This window comes from Agromyces aurantiacus, assembly GCF_016907355.1.
Lineage (GTDB): Bacteria > Actinomycetota > Actinomycetes > Actinomycetales > Microbacteriaceae > Agromyces > Agromyces aurantiacus.
In genome coordinates this window covers 2,994,608-3,014,110 of record NZ_JAFBBW010000001.1, presented here as the reverse complement: position 1 = coordinate 3,014,110, position 19,503 = coordinate 2,994,608, and the positions used below count along the sequence as shown (strand labels likewise).

The 19,503-nt window shown below is 74.0% G+C and carries 21 protein-coding genes; 8 read left to right on the top strand and 13 right to left on the bottom strand.

Features of this window, described 5'->3' with window-relative positions; all coding sequences use genetic code 11:
• Nucleotides 1-68: 68 nt before the first annotated feature.
• Both JOD46_RS14215 and JOD46_RS14210 read right to left on the bottom strand, forming a co-directional pair.
• Complete coding sequence (locus JOD46_RS14215) at nucleotides 69-1,289, bottom strand: hypothetical protein (protein ID WP_204395168.1); 1,221 nt, start codon at nucleotides 1,287-1,289, stop codon at nucleotides 69-71.
• A 122-nt stretch (nucleotides 1,290-1,411) separates the two neighbouring features.
• Nucleotides 1,412-1,810: a DUF952 domain-containing protein gene (locus tag JOD46_RS14210; protein WP_204395167.1), complete on the bottom strand. Its 399-nt coding sequence runs from the start codon at nucleotides 1,808-1,810 to the stop codon at nucleotides 1,412-1,414.
• Between the two features lie 92 nt (nucleotides 1,811-1,902).
• Here JOD46_RS14210 and JOD46_RS14205 point away from each other — a divergent pair, with 92 nt between their 5' ends.
• The 3 genes from JOD46_RS14205 to JOD46_RS14195 all read left to right on the top strand — a co-directional run bounded on the left by JOD46_RS14205 (nucleotide 1,903) and on the right by JOD46_RS14195 (nucleotide 4,155).
• Nucleotides 1,903-2,478 carry an RNA polymerase sigma factor gene (locus tag JOD46_RS14205; RefSeq protein WP_307835051.1) on the top strand — a complete coding sequence of 192 codons (576 nt, stop codon included), beginning with the start codon at nucleotides 1,903-1,905 and terminating at the stop codon, nucleotides 2,476-2,478.
• A gap of 76 nt (nucleotides 2,479-2,554) precedes the next feature.
• Nucleotides 2,555-3,874, top strand: a complete 1,320-nt coding sequence (locus JOD46_RS14200) for a hypothetical protein (RefSeq protein WP_204395166.1) — start codon at nucleotides 2,555-2,557, stop codon at nucleotides 3,872-3,874.
• Between the two features lie 71 nt (nucleotides 3,875-3,945).
• Nucleotides 3,946-4,155: a dodecin gene (locus tag JOD46_RS14195; RefSeq protein ID WP_204395165.1), complete on the top strand. Its 210-nt coding sequence runs from the start codon at nucleotides 3,946-3,948 to the stop codon at nucleotides 4,153-4,155.
• Here JOD46_RS14195 and JOD46_RS14190 read toward each other — a convergent pair.
• The 3 genes from JOD46_RS14190 to JOD46_RS14180 are packed head-to-tail and all read right to left on the bottom strand — an operon-like array spanning nucleotide 4,152 to nucleotide 5,695.
• The gene (locus tag JOD46_RS14190; protein ID WP_204395164.1) at nucleotides 4,152-4,739 is read right to left on the bottom strand and encodes a 1-acyl-sn-glycerol-3-phosphate acyltransferase; all 588 of its coding nucleotides are present in this window, start codon (nucleotides 4,737-4,739) and stop codon (nucleotides 4,152-4,154) included. The two genes, JOD46_RS14195 and JOD46_RS14190, sit on opposite strands and share 4 nt — an antisense overlap.
• Before the next feature lie 58 nt (nucleotides 4,740-4,797).
• Complete coding sequence (locus JOD46_RS14185) at nucleotides 4,798-5,418, bottom strand: hypothetical protein (RefSeq protein WP_204395163.1); 621 nt, start codon at nucleotides 5,416-5,418, stop codon at nucleotides 4,798-4,800.
• 34 nt (nucleotides 5,419-5,452) lie between these two features.
• Nucleotides 5,453-5,695: a hypothetical protein gene (locus tag JOD46_RS14180; RefSeq protein ID WP_307835050.1), complete on the bottom strand. Its 243-nt coding sequence runs from the start codon at nucleotides 5,693-5,695 to the stop codon at nucleotides 5,453-5,455.
• A gap of 32 nt (nucleotides 5,696-5,727) precedes the next feature.
• On the opposite strand from JOD46_RS14180, the gene JOD46_RS14175 reads away from it, so the two are divergent.
• The 4 genes from JOD46_RS14175 (at nucleotide 5,728) to JOD46_RS14160 (ending at nucleotide 8,506) form a co-directional block, all read left to right on the top strand.
• Nucleotides 5,728-6,162: a MarR family winged helix-turn-helix transcriptional regulator gene (locus JOD46_RS14175; protein ID WP_239562774.1), complete on the top strand. Its 435-nt coding sequence runs from the start codon at nucleotides 5,728-5,730 to the stop codon at nucleotides 6,160-6,162.
• A 210-nt stretch (nucleotides 6,163-6,372) separates the two neighbouring features.
• Nucleotides 6,373-6,723, top strand: a complete 351-nt coding sequence (locus tag JOD46_RS14170) for a DUF7882 family protein (protein WP_204395160.1) — start codon at nucleotides 6,373-6,375, stop codon at nucleotides 6,721-6,723.
• A 46-nt stretch (nucleotides 6,724-6,769) separates the two neighbouring features.
• On the top strand, nucleotides 6,770-7,672 hold the full coding sequence (locus JOD46_RS14165) for an Fpg/Nei family DNA glycosylase (protein ID WP_204395159.1): 903 nt from the start codon (nucleotides 6,770-6,772) through the stop codon (nucleotides 7,670-7,672).
• A 48-nt stretch (nucleotides 7,673-7,720) separates the two neighbouring features.
• On the top strand, nucleotides 7,721-8,506 hold the full coding sequence (locus JOD46_RS14160) for an LON peptidase substrate-binding domain-containing protein (protein ID WP_204395158.1): 786 nt from the start codon (nucleotides 7,721-7,723) through the stop codon (nucleotides 8,504-8,506).
• Here JOD46_RS14160 and JOD46_RS14155 read toward each other — a convergent pair.
• On the bottom strand, nucleotides 8,488-9,120 hold the full coding sequence (locus JOD46_RS14155) for a hypothetical protein (RefSeq protein ID WP_204395157.1): 633 nt from the start codon (nucleotides 9,118-9,120) through the stop codon (nucleotides 8,488-8,490). The two genes, JOD46_RS14160 and JOD46_RS14155, sit on opposite strands and share 19 nt — an antisense overlap.
• 108 nt (nucleotides 9,121-9,228) lie before the next feature.
• Nucleotides 9,229-9,873 carry a phosphoribosyltransferase gene (locus JOD46_RS14150; RefSeq protein WP_204395156.1) on the bottom strand — a complete coding sequence of 215 codons (645 nt, stop codon included), beginning with the start codon at nucleotides 9,871-9,873 and terminating at the stop codon, nucleotides 9,229-9,231.
• A gap of 245 nt (nucleotides 9,874-10,118) precedes the next feature.
• On the opposite strand from JOD46_RS14150, the gene JOD46_RS18965 reads away from it, so the two are divergent.
• On the top strand, nucleotides 10,119-11,777 hold the full coding sequence (locus JOD46_RS18965) for a VWA domain-containing protein (RefSeq protein ID WP_204395155.1): 1,659 nt from the start codon (nucleotides 10,119-10,121) through the stop codon (nucleotides 11,775-11,777).
• A 60-nt stretch (nucleotides 11,778-11,837) separates the two neighbouring features.
• Here the strand turns inward: JOD46_RS18965 and JOD46_RS14140 are convergent, their stop codons facing one another.
• From JOD46_RS14140 to JOD46_RS14115, 6 genes are all read right to left on the bottom strand, one after another.
• Nucleotides 11,838-13,364, bottom strand: a complete 1,527-nt coding sequence (locus JOD46_RS14140) for an MDR family MFS transporter (RefSeq protein WP_307835049.1) — start codon at nucleotides 13,362-13,364, stop codon at nucleotides 11,838-11,840.
• A gap of 228 nt (nucleotides 13,365-13,592) precedes the next feature.
• Nucleotides 13,593-14,735, bottom strand: a complete 1,143-nt coding sequence (locus JOD46_RS14135) for a cysteine desulfurase family protein (protein WP_204395153.1) — start codon at nucleotides 14,733-14,735, stop codon at nucleotides 13,593-13,595.
• Complete coding sequence (gene nadC / locus JOD46_RS14130) at nucleotides 14,732-15,628, bottom strand: carboxylating nicotinate-nucleotide diphosphorylase (RefSeq protein ID WP_204395152.1); 897 nt, start codon at nucleotides 15,626-15,628, stop codon at nucleotides 14,732-14,734. Before nadC ends, JOD46_RS14135 begins: the two co-directional genes overlap by 4 nt.
• Nucleotides 15,628-17,268, bottom strand: a complete 1,641-nt coding sequence (locus JOD46_RS14125; protein WP_204395151.1) for an L-aspartate oxidase — start codon at nucleotides 17,266-17,268, stop codon at nucleotides 15,628-15,630. Before JOD46_RS14125 ends, nadC begins: the two co-directional genes overlap by 1 nt.
• A gap of 1 nt (nucleotide 17,269) precedes the next feature.
• The gene (gene nadA / locus JOD46_RS14120; protein WP_204395150.1) at nucleotides 17,270-18,709 is read right to left on the bottom strand and encodes a quinolinate synthase NadA; all 1,440 of its coding nucleotides are present in this window, start codon (nucleotides 18,707-18,709) and stop codon (nucleotides 17,270-17,272) included.
• Entirely contained in the window at nucleotides 18,706-19,482 is a 777-nt protein-coding gene (locus JOD46_RS14115; protein WP_204395149.1) for an NUDIX hydrolase, read from the bottom strand. Before JOD46_RS14115 ends, nadA begins: the two co-directional genes overlap by 4 nt.
• Between the last annotated feature and the right edge of the window lie 21 nt (nucleotides 19,483-19,503).

Below are 19,503 nucleotides of genomic sequence, written 5' to 3'. Positions count from 1 at the left end.
GACGCGAACCGTCCCACCGGCGATGGTGGACGTCGATCCGCGTCATCTCGCGCGACGCTCGGCGGGGGTCAGGTCATGCAGTCGACGCGGCTGATCCAGGCCGAGTCGTACGCGTCGTTGCCGAACACGACCTCGACGGGTTCGCCGTCGACCGTCAGCCGCCAGGTCTCGTCGGTGACCTCCGAGCCGTCCGCCGCGCGCAACGTGTACTCGATCCTGAGGTTCCCGCACCGGTCCTCGGGGATGATCGCCGCCTGCCAGCATCCGCGCTCGAAGCCGTCCGCGCACCACGCGTCGAGCCGTCCGTCGTCGTAGAACTCGAGCGCGGCGGGGAACGAGAACCCGGTGTCGGCGGAGTTCCAGTGGCCGGCCTCGCCGCGGGCCAACGGCGTGCTCACTGCGCTCCCGGTCGTCGAGGGCCCGGATGGCGCGGTCGGCAGGGCGTCGAGGCACCGCACGTCGGCGACCCACGCCCACTCGTACTCGTTGTGCCCGAACACCAGCGGCGTGACGCCGCCGGCCGCGACGTCGCTGAAGGAGAGCGTCTCCCGGTCGTCACCGGTCCACGCGGTCTCCTCCGCGGCGTACTCGACGTCGACCTCGAGCGACGCGCACGCGGCCTCGGCGATGACGCCCCACTCCCAGCAGCCGTAGTCGAGGTCGGCGGGGCACCGTGCCGTGTACCGCCCGTCGTAGTACTCCTCGAGCGCCGCGGGGAAGGTGAACAGCGTCTCGTCGGCCGAGTAGTGCACCGTCTCGCCGGTGAACCAGGGCTCGTCGGCGACCTGCGACGCGTCGCCGATCACCTGCTCCGCGAGCTTCGTCGCGCCGAACGCCGCCCCGCCGATGAGCGCGAGGACGCCCGCGCCCGCCGCGACGATGCCGGTGATGAGCCCGGCGCGACGGCGCGGGGCGCGGGCCGCCGCTGCTCGCGGGCCGGGGTCCGGACCGGCCCCAGGCGGAATGGAACCCGGCATCGGCGGCTCCGACGGAGCGACCACGGCCGGCGCGGACGGCGGCGCCCACGCGCCGACCGATGCGCCGCCGGCCGGTGTCGACGGCAGCGCCCATGCGCCGACCGACGCGGGCGCGGTCGATACGAGCAGCGCCGCGCGCGCCTGGGCGAGCGTGGCGGCCCACGCCGTCGCGGCCTGGGCCCCGGGGGCATCGGGGTAGCGCGACGGATGCCGTTCCCACGACTCGCGCGCGAAGGCCGCTTCCACCGCCTCGGCGGTCAGGGGCGCGACGGGATCGAGGCGCAGCACGCGCCGTGCGGTGTTCGGGTCCACAGCGCGATCGTAGGGGCTGGCGCCGCCGCGGCGCGGGAACGCGACCGATCCGTGATCACCCTCGTCGCTGCGGGTGCGGCCGGGTGCCGACGGCGGGCGAGCGGCGCGCGGCCGCGTGCCGTTCAGCGCGCGGGAGGGGCCTCGAGGACATCCAGCCCGTCGAGCACGGGCATGGTGACGCGCCCGTCGGCGCCACGACGCATCCGCAGGACCGCGACGACCGCCGAGACGGGGACGGGGCCGTAGATGTGGGGAAAGGGCTGGGCGGAGTCCTCCGGCACCTCCCAACGCACGGGGGAGCCGCTCGACTCGCACGTCGGGACGTCGATGACCAGGACCACCTGGTCCTCGAGCGAGGCGTCCGCATACAGCCCGGCGACGACGGCCGGCAGCTGCCGAGCCGTCGAGGCGTGCACGAATCCCACCTGCGCCAGGTCGAGGCCGCGCGTCGAGCCCCGGTAGCCGCCCGCTTCCAGCGCGCGCATCCAGAGGTCGGCCTCCGCCACGTGCAGGACCCGCATGCCGACCATCCTGTCATCCGGGCGCGGTCCGGAATCCCGGGAAGTCCGCATCTCGCGTGCAAGACTCGGCCCAGTCGCGACACAAGCGGGGTGTGAGGATCGCCAGCACCGCCGCAGACGCCGAGTTCACCGAGGAGGTGGCGATGCCCGACGATGCGGCCGCGCCGCCCGCGACGGGCGAGGATCTCGCGTGGTTCACCGTCGTCGTCCACGAGCACTCGACCGCGATCGTGAAGTACTTCGCGCGGCGCGGGCCGCGACAGGATGCCGAGGACCTCGCCGCCGACGTGTTCGCGACCGCATGGCGTCGCCGCGACGACATCCCGCGCGCGGCCGTGCTGCCGTGGCTCTACCGCACGGCGGGGTTCACGCTCGCCAATCATCGGCGCAAGCTCGTCGACCTCCCGGTGGCCGAGGTGCCCGAGACCGACGCGACGCGGGTCGGCGACGATCCCGAGCTCAGCGCGCTCTTCGACGCCGAGCTGCGCGGCGCGCTCCAGAGCGTCGGCGAGCGGGACCGCCGCATCCTGCTGCTGCACGCCTGGGAGGGCCTCGACGGCGAGGAGCTCGCGCAGGTGCTCGGCATCTCGCGGTCGGGGGCGGATGCCGCGCTCTCGCGTGCTCGCGCGCGACTGCGCGAGGCCTGGGGCGAGCGGCTCTCGTTCTGATCACGGGCGCCGTGCAAGGTCGGCCCGGCCCGGCACATAACCCTGAGTGAGACGCCATCACGGAAGGGTGAGCGAGATGACCGAGGACGACCAGCGGGACCCGATGCAGCGACTTCGGGCGGCCGATCCCGCCGCCGGGGTCGAGCCCCGCGACGGATTCGCCGACGAGGTCGTCGCGCGCGCCGCCGGCGACTCGGCGGGACGCTCGCGGCCGGCCGACACCGAGGCGCCCGTGGCCGACCTGACGGGCGAGCGCGCCCGGCGACGTCCGCGCTGGCTGCCGGTCGCCGCCGTCGCGGCCTCGCTGGTGGTCGTCGGCGCCGTCGGCTACGGCGTCGGCGCCGCGGCCCCCCGCTCGGGCGACCTCGCCGACGGCGCCGCACCGCCGATCGCGCTCGAGGGCGGTACGGGCGGGGCGGGCGCGACCGGTGCGACGACCGGGGCCGAGGCGGCCTCGCCCGACCAGCAGAAGATGGCCGCGCCGGGCACGACCGACGCGATGCTCTACCCGTGGTCGACGGGTCGCAACAGCTTCACCGCCTCCGGGCTGTCCACCGAGGCGGGCACCGCCACGGCGTACGCGTTCGACGCGCGCTCCGCCTCGAACGCCGACACGGTCGCCGCGCTCGCCGCGGCGCTCGGGGTCGACGGCACGCCGGAGCTGCGCGACGGCTCGTGGGTGGTGGGGTCGCAGGACGGCACCGCGCCGTCGCTGTGGGTCTCGCTCGACGGCACCCTGACGTTCTCCTATTCCGACCCGGGCATCAACCCGTGGATCTGCCCCGACGGGGCCGACGCGTGCGAGCCCTCCGGCGCGCTGCCGAGCGAGCAGGCGGCGATCGACGCCGCCCGGTCGCTCGTGTCGTCGGCCGGTCGGGATGTCGCGGCGTTCGAGTTCACGTCGGAGACGTGGGAGGGCGCGGTCACGCGGATGGCGCAGGCCTGGCCCATCGTCGACGGCCAGCGCGTCGACCAGGCGTGGAACGTCGAGCTCTCCGAGGACGGCATCGTCAGCGCCTCCGGCGCGCTCGCCCCGCTCGTGTCGCTCGGCGAGTACCCCGTCGTGAGCGAGCAGGCAGCGTTCGAGCGGCTCTCCGATCCGCGGTTCAGCGCGCAGATGACCGGCCTGCCGATCGCGATGCGCGAGGCGACCGCCGACGCGACCACGGAGTGGGTGCCGCCGACCGAGCCGCCCGCCACGCCCGCCGCGGGCGCGTCGCTCTCGTGGCCGGTCAACGACGTCGAGATCGTCGACGCTCGGCTGGGGCTCGCGAGCCAGTGGCAGGCCGACGGCAGCGTCGTGGTGGTGCCCGCGTACGAGTTCACCGACGCCGACGGCGGAACGTGGTCGATCATCGCCGTCGCCGACGAGCAGCTCGACTTCTCGACGGAGTAGGGCTGTCGCGGGGCACGGTGCGCGGCTAGGGTCGAGGCATCCCGCGACGCCGCGGGGGTGAGGAGCCGGCCATGACCGATCACGTCTACCGCGTCACCGAGATCGTCGGGAGTTCGCCCGAGGGCACCGACACCGCGATCCGCAATGCGATCGCGAGGGCCACGGCCACGCTGCGCCACGTCGACTGGTTCGAGGTGATCTCGACGCGCGGCGTGGTCGCCGACGGCGACATCTCGCACTTCCAGGTGACGCTGAAGGTCGGCTTCCGGCTCGACGACTAGGCGGCGGCGTCCTCGGCGTCGACCTCCGACCTCAGGCGCGGCTCGGTGCGCAGGTGCGGCCGCAGGCCGGCCTTGTCGGCGTAGAACGCGCGGATGCGGCTCATGTCGGCCGGCACGTCGCCGGTCAGCTCGAAGGTCGGGCCGAGACCCGTCGTCATCGTGGTGCGATCGACGAAGCCGAGCGTGACGGGCAGGCCGGTCTCGCGGGCGATCCGATAGAAACCCGACTTCCAGTACTCATTCGCGCCGCGCGTGCCGTCGGGCGTCACCACGAGGCTGAACACCTCGCCGGCGCGCATGTGCTCGACGACCTCGGCGACCACCCGGCTCGGGTCGGAACGGTCGACCGGGATGCCGCCGAGCCGGCGCATGATGGGGCCGCGCCATCCGGCGAACAGGCCCCTCTTGCCGAGCCAGCGGATGTCGATGCCGTAGTGCCACGCGATGCCGAGCATGAGCACGAAATCCCAGTTCGAGGTGTGCGGGGCGCCGATCAGCACGGAGGGGCGCTGCGGCGCGGGCTCGCCCGCGAGCGTCCACCTGCTGCAGGCCCAGTAGACGCGGGAGACGAGTCGTCGGAGCATCCGCCAACCCTATGCGATCACATATGTGCGGTCCGGCATGCGTCAGGCGCCCAGCGCCTCAGGACGTGCCGTCCCCGGCCGATCCGCCGGCGTCGGCTGCCGCGTCGCCGGCCTCGCGGCGCCAGTCGGTGTCGAACGTCTCGATGTACCGACGCCGCTCCGGCTCGTTCGCGACCGCGCGGAAGAGCCGCGCGTCGACCGGAGGGCGCAGCCCGCGGCGACGGCGCTCGGCGCTCATCCACTCCCGACGGCGCATCGAGCGCCGGTGCGCGAGGAGGGCGCCGACGACCAGCAACACAGTTCCGGCGAGGTACCACGCCCAGAACCACCACTGGTACCCGGGAGCGAGCACGAGCACCACCGGCCCGGCGATCAGCGCGACGACGCCGGCGTAGTACGCGCTCAGGCCGGCAGCGCGCAGTCGCGGGAAGGGCGGCGCAGACGCCCGCAGCGCCCACGCGGTCGCCTGGTCGTCGCGCACCTGCCGGACGAGTTCGCGTTCGGGGGAGTCGGCCATCCCGTCGAGCACGCCGGTGAGCTGCTCGGCGCGCTTGAGGTCGTCGGCTGAGGCGTTCAGGCGCGGCGCGACGAGGGCGCCCGCCACGGTGAGCACGGTGACGAGGATCGGCACCACGATCTCACTGACCGTGGCGGTGCCGGCTTCCAGCGCGAGGAGCATGGGCGCCTCCAGTCGCGCTCAGGGTAGCAGCGCCTCAGGCGCGGGGGACAGGGCAGTGCAGGTGCGTCGGGGTCGTGGCGTCGCCGCGGTCGATGCGGTGCTGGGCCATCGGCGCGTTGCAGAGCGGGCAGACCGGGTCGGCCGGAGGTCGGTACGGCGCCTCCGGCCGCCCGATGCCCACCTGTGCCGGACCGGCGATCGGGTAGATGAACTGGTTGACGCGCGCCCAGAAGCCGGGCACGCCCTTCCAGGGGTTCGGCAATTTCTCTTCGTGCACGAACAATGAGTGTACTCGCTATTCTGGATTCCATGACGGATCCGCTCGAGCTCGATCGGCAGCTCTGCTTCGCCCTCGCGGCGACCAGTCGCGAGGTCGTGCGGCTGTACCGGCCGTCGCTCGAGCCCCTGGGCCTGACGCATCCCCAGTACCTCGTGCTGCTCGCGCTCTGGGAGCGCAGCCCGCAGCGACTGCGGGAGGTCGCCGAACGCCTCTACCTCGAGCCGCCGACCGTGAGCCCCCTGATCGGGCGGCTCGAGGCGGCCGGGCTCGTGACGCGCTCGCGCAGTGCGAGCGACGAGCGCGCGGTCGACATCGCGCTCACCGAGGCCGGCATCGCGCTGCGCGAGCGTGCGCTCGCCGTGCCCGGCGAGGTCGTCGCGCGGCTCGGCTACTCCATCGAGCGTCTCGAGCGCCTGCGCGACGAGCTGACCTCGCTGCTCGACGCCGCCCACGGCGCGAACTGAGCCCTCGGCGTCGGCGGCGCGGCGCTGCACGTCCGGTTCCTCCCTGTCAAGTCCCTCCCGAGAAGTTTCCGGCGCGCCTAGAACTGTCAGCGCGGGTCCCCGAAGCCCGCGACAGGCCGTCGGCCCCCGTGCGAGTTCGACCGCGCGGATCCCGGTGAGACCGGGATGGTCGGCGGCCTGACCTCGCCCCGCCCCGGAAGGACCCGACCTTTGGGATCGCTCCACCTCGGCCGCATCGTGCGGATCGACCTCCCCGATGACGTGCTCGCGCACGTGCACGCCGTCATCATCGCCAAGCTGCGCGTGCACGAGCCCGTGCTCGTCGGCTGGACCGAGCCGGACGGCCGCCACGACGAGGTGCTCGTGAACCCGTCGATGCCCGTCGTCATCAGGTACGACGTCGACGAGGAGCGCACGCTCGACCGGCGCTGGCTGAATCGCCTCATGATCTCGGCCAACGCCGTGCAGGGCCTGCAGCTGCGGCCGGATGTCGTCGAGGCGCTTCGCGCGATCGAGGGCGAGGCCGCGGGCGCCGCGCCGGCGTCCCCGTCGGCCGGCTGACCTCAGCACCCGTGCGGATGTCGGCGGCGGATGGCAGCATGGGCACGTGCCCGAGATGCCCGAGGTCGAGGCGCTCGCCGAGTTCCTGGGCGAACGCGCGGTCGGCCGCGCCGTCTCATCGGCGCGCGTCGCGGCGATCGCGGCGCTGAAGACCTTCGACCCGCCGCTGCACGCGATCGAAGGCGGGCCGATCACCGCCGTCCGGCGGCACGGCAAGTTCCTCGACCTCGAGATCGGCGCGCCTGCCGGGACCACGTCCCCGGCGTCCGACGCCGAGGCGCCGCTGCACCTGGTGTTCCACCTCGCGCGCGCGGGCTGGCTCCGCTGGTACGACGAGCTGCCGACGACCGTGCTGCGCCCGGGCAAGTCGCCGATCGCGCTGCGCGTGCGCCTCGACGACGGCGCGGGCTTCGACCTCACCGAAGCCGGCACCAAGAAGTCCCTGGCCGTCTACGTCGTCCGCGACCCGGGCGAGGTTCCGGGCATCGCGCGGCTCGGCCCCGACCCCATGGCCGACGCGTTCACCGAGCACGACTTCGCCGGCATCCTCGCCGGGCGGCGCACGCAGCTCAAGGGCCTGCTGCGCGACCAGTCGGTGCTCGCGGGCATCGGCAACGCCTACTCCGACGAGATCCTGCACGCGGCGAAGATGTCGCCCTACAAGCTCGCGTCGGCGCTCGACGCCGAGGAGGTCTCGCGACTGTATGCGGCGATGCGCGACACCTTGCGCGAGGCGCTCGACGAGGCATCCGGCAAGCCCGCGGCCGAGCTCAAGGATGCCAAGCGCCGGCGACTGCGCGTACACGGCCGCATGGGCGAGGCGTGCCCCGTCTGCGGCGACACCATCCGGCAGGTCGAGTTCCACGATTCGACGTTCCAGTACTGCCCCACGTGCCAGACCGGCGGCAAGCCGCTCGCCGACCGGGTGCGCTCGCGCCTGCTGAAGTAGCAGGGGATTCGCGTCCCGTTCCCAGCCTCGCGGTGCTTCACTCTCGCCATGGAGGCGTTCGCGATGTTCCCCCTCGGCAGCGTGCTGTTCCCGCACATGCCGCTCGCGCTGCGTGTCTTCGAGGAGCGCTACCTCGTCATGATGACGCGCGTGCTCGCCGACCCGCCGCCCGAGTTCGGCGTGGTGCTCATCGAGAGCGGTCGCGAGGCGGCCGGCTCCGAACCTCAGCGCCGGTTCGGCTTCGGCACCGTCGCGCGCGTCACCGAACTCGGCACCGCCGATGGCGAGCTCGCCGTCGTCGCGCTCGGCGACCGGCGCATCGAGGTCCTCGAGTGGCTCGACGACGACCCGCATCCGGCCGCGGTCGTGCGCGAGCTCCCAGAGTTGGAATGGGACGAGTCGCTCGAGCCGTTGCGCGAGCAGGCCGAACTCGTCGTGCGACGCACGATCGCGCGCGCCGCGGAGTTCGTCGACCTCCCCTGGGACGCCGACGTGACGCTGAGCAGCGACCCAGTCGAATCGTCATGGCAGCTGGCGGGGATCGCGCCGCTCACGCAGCTCGACCAGTTCGCGCTGCTGCGCTCCCGGAGCCTGCGCGACCTGCTCGCGCACCTGGTCGAGTTCACGGTCGCGGCGGGCGAGGTGCTCACGGCGGCGTGGCCGGACGGCGACGCGCTCGACGACGAACTCGCGGCCCTGGACGCCGAGGAGCGCGGCGGTTCCGGCCCCGGCCCCGGCCCCGCGGACGGTGGCGCGGGTGGCGACGCCGATGGCCCCGCCGACGGCCACGAGGACGACGACGCGGCCGATCCGCCTCAGACGCCGCGCGCGTGACGCGGCGTCTCGTCGCCCTGCTCGGTCGCGACGGGGTTGCCGTACTCGTCGACCGGACCGCGGACGGGAGCGGCCGTGCGCTGCTGCTCCGCCGCCGGGTAGGTCAGCGGGTTGCCATGCTCGTCGGTCGCCGGCTGCGAGACCGGGCGGCCGTGGGACTCGACGGTGGTGGGACCCGCCGTGGCTGCCGTGGCGGTCGCCGGGGGCACCTCGGCGTCGCGGGACTCGGTGCGCGCCTCGGCGCGCTCCGACACGTCGGGGTCGACGGCCGCCGCGCGCTGGGCCTGCTCGGCCTGCTCGGCCCGCAGCCGCTCCGCATCGGTCCGATGCTCCCGGGTCGCCTCCGCGAGCCGCTCGGCCTCGAGCCTGGCGGCCGCCGCATCGGCCTCGGCCTTGCGCGCCGCGGCATCCGACTGCATGGCGTTCACCTCGCGCTCGCGCGCGGCGGCGTCGATCTCGGCCGCCTTCTCGCGGTGCTCCTCGGCCTCGCGGCGCCGGTGCTCGAGCTGCGCCTCGCGCCGCCGGCCCGAGGTCGCGACCCACGCGATCACGGCGACCAGTGCGAGCAGCGCGATGACGCCCACGATGATCCAGATGACGGTGCTCGTGTCCACGTTTCCATCGCCTTTCCGCGCAACGAAGGGGCCGATGCGCGATCGGCGTCCACTCAACCGCAGCGACTGGCTCGCGGGAACGGGGTTGCACGCCCGGCCGGCGTGTGCTTAGGCGCCGTGACCGTGCGCGGCGTCGAGGATCGCGGTGACCTCGGCGTCCTCGGTCTGGCGGAAATCGAGGTAGTGCATGCCGACCGCCATGAAGGACGCTGGGGCGCTCACCGCGACGATCTCGTCGGCCTCCGGAATCGTCGCCAGGGCATCCGGGGCGCCGACCGGAACGGCGAGGATCACGCGGGCGGCGCCGCGCGCGCGGGCGACGCGGCAGGCCACGCGCGCCGTCGCGCCGGTCGCGACCCCGTCGTCGACGACGATGACCGTGCGGCCGGCGAGGGGCAGCGGCGGGCGGTCCCGCCGGAACCGGCGCACGCGCGCCTCGAGCTCCGCGCGTTCGCGTCGCTCGACGGCCGCGAAGTCGGAGCGGGTCACGCGGCCGAGCCCCACGACGTCGTCGTTGACGACCTCGGCGCCCTCCTCGCCGATCGCCCCCATCGCGACCTCGGGCTGCGAGGGCAGGCCGAGCTTGCGCACGACGAGCACGTCGAGCGGCGCATCGAGGGCGCGCGCCACCTCGTCGGCCACGGGCACGCCGCCGCGCGGCAGTCCGAGGACCACCGGATCGACGGCCCGGCGGTCGCCCAGCTCCTCCGCGAGCCGCCGGCCCGCGTCGCGCCGATCCGCGAACCGGCTCATGGTCGGGCCTCCGAGAACGCGCACCGGGATGGGGCGATCTCCGCGAGCGGCACCGAGACGGGCTCCATGAGCCGACCCTAGCCCTCGCGCGCGCGTGCCGGAACGAGGCCGCGACCGGCCGGATCGGAGTTCGCCGATCGCTCATCTTCTGCGTACACTGTCAGCACCCTTCCCCCTGAACGGGGGAACCCGTTCAGATGGGATCGACACACGCTCTCCGGCGCTGTCGGTCGGCTTGGAGTGTCGTGGGACGTCACAGCGTCGCGGCTCCGGCGAAGACGCCGAGCCGCCGATTCATCCTGTCCGTCGTCGCAGGCGTCGCGGTGATCGGGCTGGTCGCCACCGGGGTGTACCTCTGGGTCGGCGGTCACCTGAACCCGCTGTTCGCCTCGGCCGAGGAACCGGCGTGCGAGACCGTCGAGCCGCTCGTGGTGGTCGCCGACCCGTCGATCGCGTCCTCGGTGATCGAGCTCGCCGACGACTTCGACGCGAGCCCGAAGCGCTGCGTCGAGATCGACGTCCGCGCCCAGGACTCGGCCGACACGACGGCGGCCCTGGCAGCCGGCACGCTCGACGCCGACGCCTGGATCCCCGACTCCTCGGTGTGGATCGAGCGCACCAACACCACGGCCACCTCGCTGGGGCTCGGCGAGCCCGACATCGTGGTCGGCCCATCCATCGCGAGCTCGCCGATCGTCTTCGCGGCCCCGGCCGACGCGGCCCAGGAGATCGCGACGGAGCCCGTCAGCTGGGCGCGCATCCTCGCCGGCCAGCTGCCCGCGCTCCTGCCCGACCCCGAGGCGTCGGCCGCGAGCCTCGCGAGCCTGCTCGCGCTGAAGGGCCAGTCCTCGCCCGACGACCCGCGCCAGTTCGCGGGCGCGATGATCGCGCTCGGCAAGTCGATCCCCGCGAACGCCGATGCCGCGATGGCCACGCTGTCCTCGGCCGCCCAGCCCACCGTCGTGCTCACGAGCGAGTCGCGCGTGGTCGCGCACAACACCGACTCCACCGCCGAGCCCCTCGTCGCCGCCTACCCCCAGGAGGGCACGGTCGCACTCGACTACCCGTTCGTGCGGATCGGCGATGCCGAGGGCGAGCAGCTCGACGCGTTCGAGGCGGCCCTGCAGAAGGCCACGGAGCACTTCGCCGAGGCCGGCTTCCGCGCGCCCGACGGCAGCGGCGAGCTCGACGCCCCCGGCGTCGCCGGCAATGCCCCGCGTGCGCAGACCGAGCTCGACCACGCGGCCGAGATCGAGATCCTCCGTGCCTGGTCCGTGCTGACCCTGCGTTCGCGCATGCTCGCGGTGATCGACGTGTCGGGATCGATGGAGGAGCCCGCCGGCAACGGACTGCGGCGCATCGACATCTTCCAGCAGGCCGCGGTCGACGCCATGTCGAAGTTCTCCGGCGAGGCCGAGCTCGGCGTCTGGATCTTCTCGACCGCCCGCAACGGCGACCTCGACTACGAGGACCTCGCCCCCATCGCGCCGCTCGCCGACTCGGGACACACCCAGCAGATCCAGCAGATCATCGGGTCGCTGCCCTCGCGGCTCGGCGGTGCCACGGGCCTCTACGACTCCACCCTCGCCGCCGTGAAGAAGGTCCGCGAGGACTACGACCCCGACAAGGTCAACTCCGTGCTCGTCATCACCGACGGCAAGAACGAGGACGAGAACGGCATCAGCCTCGACCAGCTGCTCGCCGAGCTGAAGAAGATGGACGACCCCTCCAAGCCGGTCGCGGTCATCATGATCGGCTTCGGGCCCGACACCGACCTGCAGGCGATGCAGAAGATCGCGGAGGCCACGAAGGGCGGCGCCTACTCGGCCGTGAAGCCCGAGGACCTCGGGACCGTGCTGGTCGACGCCCTGTCGCAGCGGACCTGCCGCCCCGACTGCGGCTGAGACGCGGACGAGGGCCCGGCGGATCGTCGCCGGGCCCTCGTCGTCTCGATGCAGCTCGCGTCAGTGCGCCGCGGGAGCGCCGTGCGTCATGTCGGCGGGGCGACGCACGAACGCGGACCCCACGATCGCGAAGAGCGAGATGATCGCGCCCACGAGGAACGCGTTGCGCACGCCCGCGGCCTGCGCCGCGACCGCAGCGGTGCCCGCGGCCTCGGCCGAGGCGGCCGTCGCGGTCATCACCGTGATGAAGAGGGCCGTACCGGCCGCGCCCGCCACCTGCTGCAGCGTGCCGACGGTAGCCGAGCCGTGCGAGTACAGGTGCGGTTCGACGGAGCCCAGCGCGCTCGTGAAGAGCGGCGTGAACATGAACGCGAGCGCCGTCGAGAGCACGACGTGGGCGATCAGGAGCATCCACGGGGGCGTCGACTCGGTCACGAGCGTCAACGACCACAGCACGCCGCTCACCACGACGCTGCCGGGCACGAGCAGCGGCGTGGGGCCGACGCGATCGTACAGGCGACCGACTGTCGGCCCGAGCAGTCCCATGACCAGGCCGCCGGGCAGCACGAGCAGGCCGGTCGCGAGCGGCTCGAGGCCCGCGACATCCTGCAGGTAGATGGGCAGCAGGATGATGGTGCCGAACAGGGCCGCCATCATCACGGCCATGAGCGCGATCGAGACCGAGAAGTTGCGCGTGCGGAACGTGCGCAGGTCGAGGAGGGCGCGGTCGGTGCGCTGCAGCAGCAGCTGGCGCACGATGAACGCCACCACGCCGGCCGCGCCGATCGCGAGCGCGATCCACATGGCCGTCGCATCGCCCGGGGCGCGCCCGCTCACGACGCCGCCGACGAGGCTGAGGCCGTACACGAGGCCGCCGAAGCCGAGGGCCGAGAGCACGACCGAGACGACGTCGATCGGGAACACGCGCGTCTCGCCGACGTTCTCGACCCGGCGCAGCCCGATCACCAGCATCGCGAGGGCGATCGGGAGCACGAGCCAGAACATGTAGCGCCAGCCGAGGTAGCTCAGGATGAGTCCGGAGATGGCCGGGCCGATCGCGGGCGCGACCGACATGACGATCGAGACGCGACCCATGAACCGCCCGCGGTCGGACGGCGCCACGAGCGTCATGAGCGTGGTCATGAGCAGCGGCATCATGATCGCGGTGCCCGTGGCCTGGACGATCCGCGCACCGAGCAGCACCTCGAAGCCCGGCGCGAGCGCCGCGAGCAGCGTGCCGGCCGAGAACAGGCTCATCGCCGTGCCGAAGATCGGACGGGTGGGGAAGCGCTGGATGAGGAATCCGGTGATCGGGATGACGACGGCCATGGTGAGCATGAACGCGGTCGTCAGCCACTGCGCCGCCGAGAGCGTGATGCGCAGGTCGCGGACGAGGTGCGGGATCGCCACGCTCATGATGGTCTCGTTGAGGAACACCACGAACGTCGCGGCGAGCAGCAGCCAGATGACGCGGGTGTTGCGCGCGCCGTGCTCGGGGCGCGCGTCGCGGACCTGCTCGTCGAAGGCCTCGTCGACCTCGTCGGGCAGGGGGATGGAGTCGGTGCGGGGTGCGGATCGTTCGGTCACGTGCGCGTCCTTGCTCGTTCGTCGTCGTCGTCGTGTCGTGTCGTGTCGTGTCGTGCGGGGAGCATGCCCGCGGTCGCCTCGCCGCCCGCGCGGGCGCGAACGGCGACGAGAACCGGAAACCGGCGTCGGCGACGCGCTATTCCCGATTCCCGCCGACGTATTCCGATGCATGTATTTTCGGCACACCGCAACACCCGTTCGCACTGCGCGGAGGGACGTTCCCCCGGGTCAGCGCACGATATCGCGGACCGCCGACACGGCCTCCGCGAGGGCGGCGGCGGCCGCCCCCACGTCGGTGTCGGTGGCGTCCGCACCGAAGGAGAAGCGGACCGCCGTCTGCGCGACCTCGGGCGCGACGCCCATCGCGGTGAGCACGTGCGACGGCTCGTCGCTGCCGGCCGCGCACGCCGAGCCGCTCGAGACGATCACGTCTCGCCGTTCGAGCTCGAGCAGCACGGCCTCGCCGCTCGTGCCGGGGAAGACGTAGGAGACCGTGCCGGGCAGGCGGTTCGCCGGATGGCCCGTCGGCACCGCGTCGGGCACGCCGGAGGCGACGAGCTCGCGGAAGCGAGCGGTCAGCGCGGCCACGCGCGGCGCGACCTCCGCCCGCTCGGCCTCGGCGAGCCGCAGCGCCGTCGCGAACGCGACCGCGCCGGCCACGTTCTCGGTGCCCGACCGGCGCCCGCGCTCCTGGCCCCCGCCGTGCAGCACGGGCTCGAGCGGCAGTCGGCCCCGCACGACGAGCGCGCCGATTCCCTTGGGCGCCCCGACCTTGTGGCCCGCGAGCGAGAGCGCGTCGACGCCGAGCGCGTCGAACGAGAGCGGCAGCCATCCCGCCGCCTGGACCACGTCGGTGTGCATGAGCGCGCCCGCCTCGTGCGCGACGCGCGCGAGTTCCGCGACGGGGTTCACCGTGCCGACCTCGTTGTTCGCGAGCTGCACCGAGACGAGCGCGGTGCCGGGCCGGATGACGCGGGCGAGCGCCCCGGGGGTCGCCATCCCGGAGGCGTCCACGTCGACCAGGTCCACCTCGAAGCCGTGCAGGCGGCGCAGCGCGTCGGCAGCCTCGAGCACGGCCTCGTGCTCGACCGGCGACACCACGACGTGGCGTCCGCGCGGGTTCGCGAGCGCGAGGCCCTTCACGGCGAGGTTGTCGGCCTCGGTCCCGCCCGAGGTGAATACCACGTCGCCGGGCCGGCAGCCGACCACGGCGGCGACCTCCGCGCGCGCCCACGCGAGAGCGCGCGCGGCCTCCTCGCCGACCCCGTGCCGGCTCGACGGATTGCCGAAGGATCCCGTCAGGTACGGCCACATCGCCTCGAGCGCCTCGCGGCGGACCGGGGTCGTGGCGGCGTGGTCGGCGAAGATCACGTGCGCTCCCGCGGCGCGGCGCCGGGTGCGCCATCCGCCGGCGTCTCGATCACGACGTCGAGGCCGAGGTCGAGCGCGCGCGCCGAGTGCGTGAGCGCGCCCACCGAGATGACGTCGACGCCGGTCGCGGCGATCGCGGCGACCGTGTCGAGGTTCACGCCGCCCGACGCCTCGACGATCGCACGGCCGTCGATGAGGGCGACGCCCTCGCGCAGTTCGTCGAGCGTGAAGTTGTCGAGCATGATCGTGTCGGCGCCGCCCGCGAGCACGGGCTCGATCTGGTCGACGCGGTCGACCTCGACCTCGAGGTGGGCGGTGTGCGGCATCCGGTCGCGCGCCTCGCGCAGCGCGGTGGCGAGGTCGGCGCCGCTCGCGGTGAGCACGGCGAGGTGGTTGTCCTTGGCCATGATCGCGTCGGACAGCGAGCGGCGGTGGTTGCGGCCGCCGCCGTCTCGCACGGCCTGGCGCTCGAGGCTGCGCAGGCCGGGCGTGGTCTTGCGCGTGTCGACGATGCGCGCGCGTGTGCCGGCCACCGCGTCGACGTACCGGGCCGTGAGCGTCGCGACGCCCGACATCCGCTGCACGAGGTTCAGCGCGACGCGCTCGGCGCGCAGGATGCCGCGGGCGGGGCCCTGCACGCGCGCGAGCACGTCGCCCGCCGCGAACCGCCCGCCGTCGGCCGTCGGCACCTCGACCGCGATCCGCGGGTCGACCAGCCGGAACGCCGCCTCGACGACGCGCGCGCCACTGAAGACACCCGGCTCGCGCGCGACGAGCTCGGCGGTCGCCGTCGCGACCTCGGGGATCAGGGTCTCCCCGGTCAGGTCGCCCCACGGCGCATCCTCGTCGAGCGCCATGAGCACAACGCGCTCGATCTCGCGGGCTTCGGTCATCAGGCGGCCTCTCGTTCGGTCTCGGCGACGGATGCCGCGTCGGTGCGCGTGTGCGCGCCGACGCTGCCGGTGCGGGCGAGCGCCGCCGCGACGGTGAGGCGCGCGAGGTCGAGCAGGTTGCGGTCCTCGGCCGTGCGGCGGTCGACCGGCTCGGGCGCGCGCCATCCGTCGAGCCGGGCGGATGCCGCCGCGAGCCCGCGCGCGTCGCGCTCGAGCCCCACGTGGTCCCACATGAGCTGCTGCAGCTCGCCCCGCTCGACGAGTCCACGCCCACTCGCGTCCATTTCCGCGGATATCCGATCCGCCACCCCGTCGATTCCGGGGCCATCACCGGCGCGTCGGATCGTATATCCGCCGTTCTGAACCGGGGCAGGGGCCGGCGCGGGGACGGGGGCGGATGGCGCGGCGGCCAGGTCGCGCGCGGCGCGCTCGGCGAAGACGGCGCCCTCGAGCAGCGAGTTGGACGCGAGGCGGTTGGCGCCGTGCACGCCCGTGCGGGCGACCTCGCCGACGGCCCAGAGGCCGGGCAGGCTCGTGCGGCCGGCCAGGTCGGTCACGACGCCGCCCATCGCGTAGTGGGCCGCCGGTACGACGGGCACCGGCTCGCGAGACCAGTCGAAGCCGGCGGCGCGGCACGCCGCGTCGATGCCGGGGAACCGGGCGGCCAGGCGCTCGGCGCCGAGGTGGGTCGCGTCGAGCACGACGGGCGCGCCGTCCTGCTCGGCCATGCGCCGCCAGACCGCGCGCGCGACCACGTCGCGCGGCGCGAGCTCGGCACGCGGGTCGATCTCGAGCAGGAAGCGCCGGCCCGACGCGTCGCGCAGCACGGCGCCCTCGCCGCGCACGGCCTCGGAGATGAGCGGCGTGCCGGGCACCGCGAGCGCGGTCGGATGGAACTGGACGAACTCGAGGTCGGCCACCGCTGCGCCCGCGCGGGCGGCCGCGGCGACCCCGTCGCCCGTCGCGACATCCGGATTGGTCGTGTGACGGAAGAGCTGTCCCGCACCGCCGGTGGCGAGCACGACCACATCGGCCCGGAGCTCGCGCAGCGAGGTCGGGCCAGGCGGCGATGCGGGGGCGGTCGCCGGAGCGCCGGCCGCCGGCACGGGCCGCGGCGAGCCCGCGCCGGGCTCGTCGCCGACCACGCGGATGCCGACCACCCGGCCGCTCTCGACCACCAGGTCGACGAGCGTCGTGTGCTCGATGACCCGGATGCCGCGACGCCGCACGGTCTCGACGAGCGCCGCCTCGATCGCGGCGCCCGTGCGGTCGCCGCCCGCGTGCAGGATGCGCGCGCGCGAGTGCGCGGCCTCGAGTCCGCGCGCGATCCCGGACTCGTCGCGGTCGAACGCGACGCCGAAGCGGATGAGGTCGCGGATGCGCGCGGGCCCCTCCTCGGTCAGCACGCGCACCGCGGCGGGGTCGCCGAGCCCGGCGCCCGCGCTGAGCGTGTCGGCCGCGTGACGGGTGGGAGCGTCGCCGGCGAAGATCGCGGCGGCGATGCCGCCCTGCGCCCACGGCGTCGCACCCTCGCCGAGCGCGGCCTTCGTCACGATCGTGACGTGGCACCCGCGCTCCGCGGCGCGGATCGCCGTCCAGAGCCCGGCGATGCCGGAGCCGACGACGAGCACGCGGGTCATGTCAGGCTCCGACGCGCTCGGCCGCGACATCCGACGCCGCCGAGGTCGCGGCTGCCACGGCACCGCTCGCCGCGGCGATCGTGGATCCGGCGGGCACCGGCACCGAGGCCGGGGGCTTGGCCGCGAGCATGCGCTCGAGCGCCACGCGGGCCGGCTCGGCGACGTCGTCGGGGACCTCGATGCGGTTCACCACGCGCCCGGCGACGAGCTCCTCGAGCACCCACGCGAGGTAGCCCGGGTGGATGCGGTACATCGTCGAGCACGGGCACACGACCGGGTCGAGGCAGAAGATCTCGTGCTCGGGGTGCTCGGCGGCGAGGCGCTGCACGAGGTTGATCTCGGTGCCGATCGCGAAGGTCGAGCCGGCCGGGGCGGCCTGGATGGCCTTGACGATGAAGTCGGTCGAGCCCGAGGCGTCCCCCGCGTCGACGACCTCCATCGGGCACTCGGGGTGCACGATGACCTGCACGCCGGGGTGCGACGCCCGCGCCGCGGCGATCTGGTCGACCGTGAAGCGCTTGTGCACCGAGCAGAAGCCGTGCCACAGGATGACGCGGGCGCCCTCGAGCTCGGAGGGGGTGCTGCCGCCGAGCGCCTTGCGCGGGTTCCACATCGGCATCTGCTCGAGCGGCACGCCCATGGCCTTCGCGGTGTTGCGCCCGAGGTGCTGGTCGGGGAAGAACAGCACGCGCTGCCCGCGCTCGAACGCCCACTCGAGCACCGTCCTCGCGTTCGACGACGTGCACACGATGCCGCCGTTGCGGCCGACGAAGCCCTTGAGCGCGGCCGACGAGTTCATGTACGTCACCGGGATGACGGGCACGCGACCCGACGCGTCGGTCGCCGTCAGGTCGCCGTAGACCTCGGCGAGCTGCTCCCAGCACTCCTCGACGCTCGAGGTGTCGGCCATGTCGGCCATCGAGCAGCCCGCGGCGAGGTTCGGCAGGATGACGGCCTGGTCGGGCCGCGAGAGCATGTCGGCGGTCTCGGCCATGAAGTGCACGCCGCAGAAGACGATCGCCTCGGCATCCGGCTTCGTCTTTGCCGCGTTCGCGAGCTGGAACGAGTCGCCGGTGAAGTCGGCGTGCTGCACGACCTCGTCGCGCTGGTAGAAGTGGCCCAGCACGACCACGCGGTCGCCGAGCGTCGCCTTGGCGGCACGGATGCGCCCGTCGAGCTCCTGGGCCGACGCGCGCCGGTACTCCTCGGGCAGCGCGCCCTGGCGCGGCGCGCCGGTGGGGATGACGTCGCCCATCGACGACCCGGGGCCGTACCCGGCAGGCCCGCGGTCGAACTCCCACGGACTCTTCGCGAGGTCGGGCGTGCAGGTCTCGCCGCGCGCCGCGCCCGTCGTGATGAGGCGGATGGTGCGGTCGACGGATGCCGCGGCGCGCGTCGCGTCGACGGCGCGCGGCGTGGTGACGGGCAGGGTGGTGCTCATTCCGGGGTGTCCTTGCTGTCGGTGCCGGGTCGAGGCGGAACGGCCGAAGCCGAGGCGGATGCCGCATGGCGCGGCGCCGCTGGCGCCGGTGAGGGCGGCGCCGCGGGGGAGTGGGCGGGGTCGAAGCGGTAGAGGGCCGGCGGGCGGTGCCGGGTGCCGGAGAGGCGCTCGCCGGTGTCGACGAGCGTGCCCGTGGCCTCCATGGTGCGCCGGAAGTTCGCGGGGTCGAGTCGGCGGCGGAGCACCGCCTCGTGCACCCCGCGGAGCTCGGCCATGGTGAACCGCTCAGGCAGCAGGGCGTGCGCGATGCGCGAGTACTCGAGCTTGGTGCGCAGGCGTGTGAGCGCGTACTCGATGATCGCGGCGTGGTCGAACGCGAGGTCGGGCAGGTCGTCCTCGTCGAACCACCGCACGTTCTCGTCGGAGACCGCGCGCTCGACCTCGTCGGAGTGCACGAGCGCCCAGTAGACGACCGAGACGACGCGCTCGCCGGGCGAGCGCTCGGGCTCGCCGAACGTGTAGAGCTGCTCGAGGTAGCGGGGCGAGAGCCCGGTGGTCTCGGCGAGCGTGCGGGCAGCGGCCCCGGCGAGCGACTCGTCGACCGGCAGCCAGCCGCCGGGGAGCGCCCATCGGCCGAGGCCGGGCTCGCGCAGGCGGCGGACGAGCGGGGTCCGCAGGCTGGGGCGCAGCCCGCCGTCGCCGTCGGCCTCGGGTGAGATGGCGAAGATGACCGTGGAGACGGCCAGGCGCGCCTGCGCGTCGTGCAGCGACATCCGCTCGCCTCTCGTTCGCCC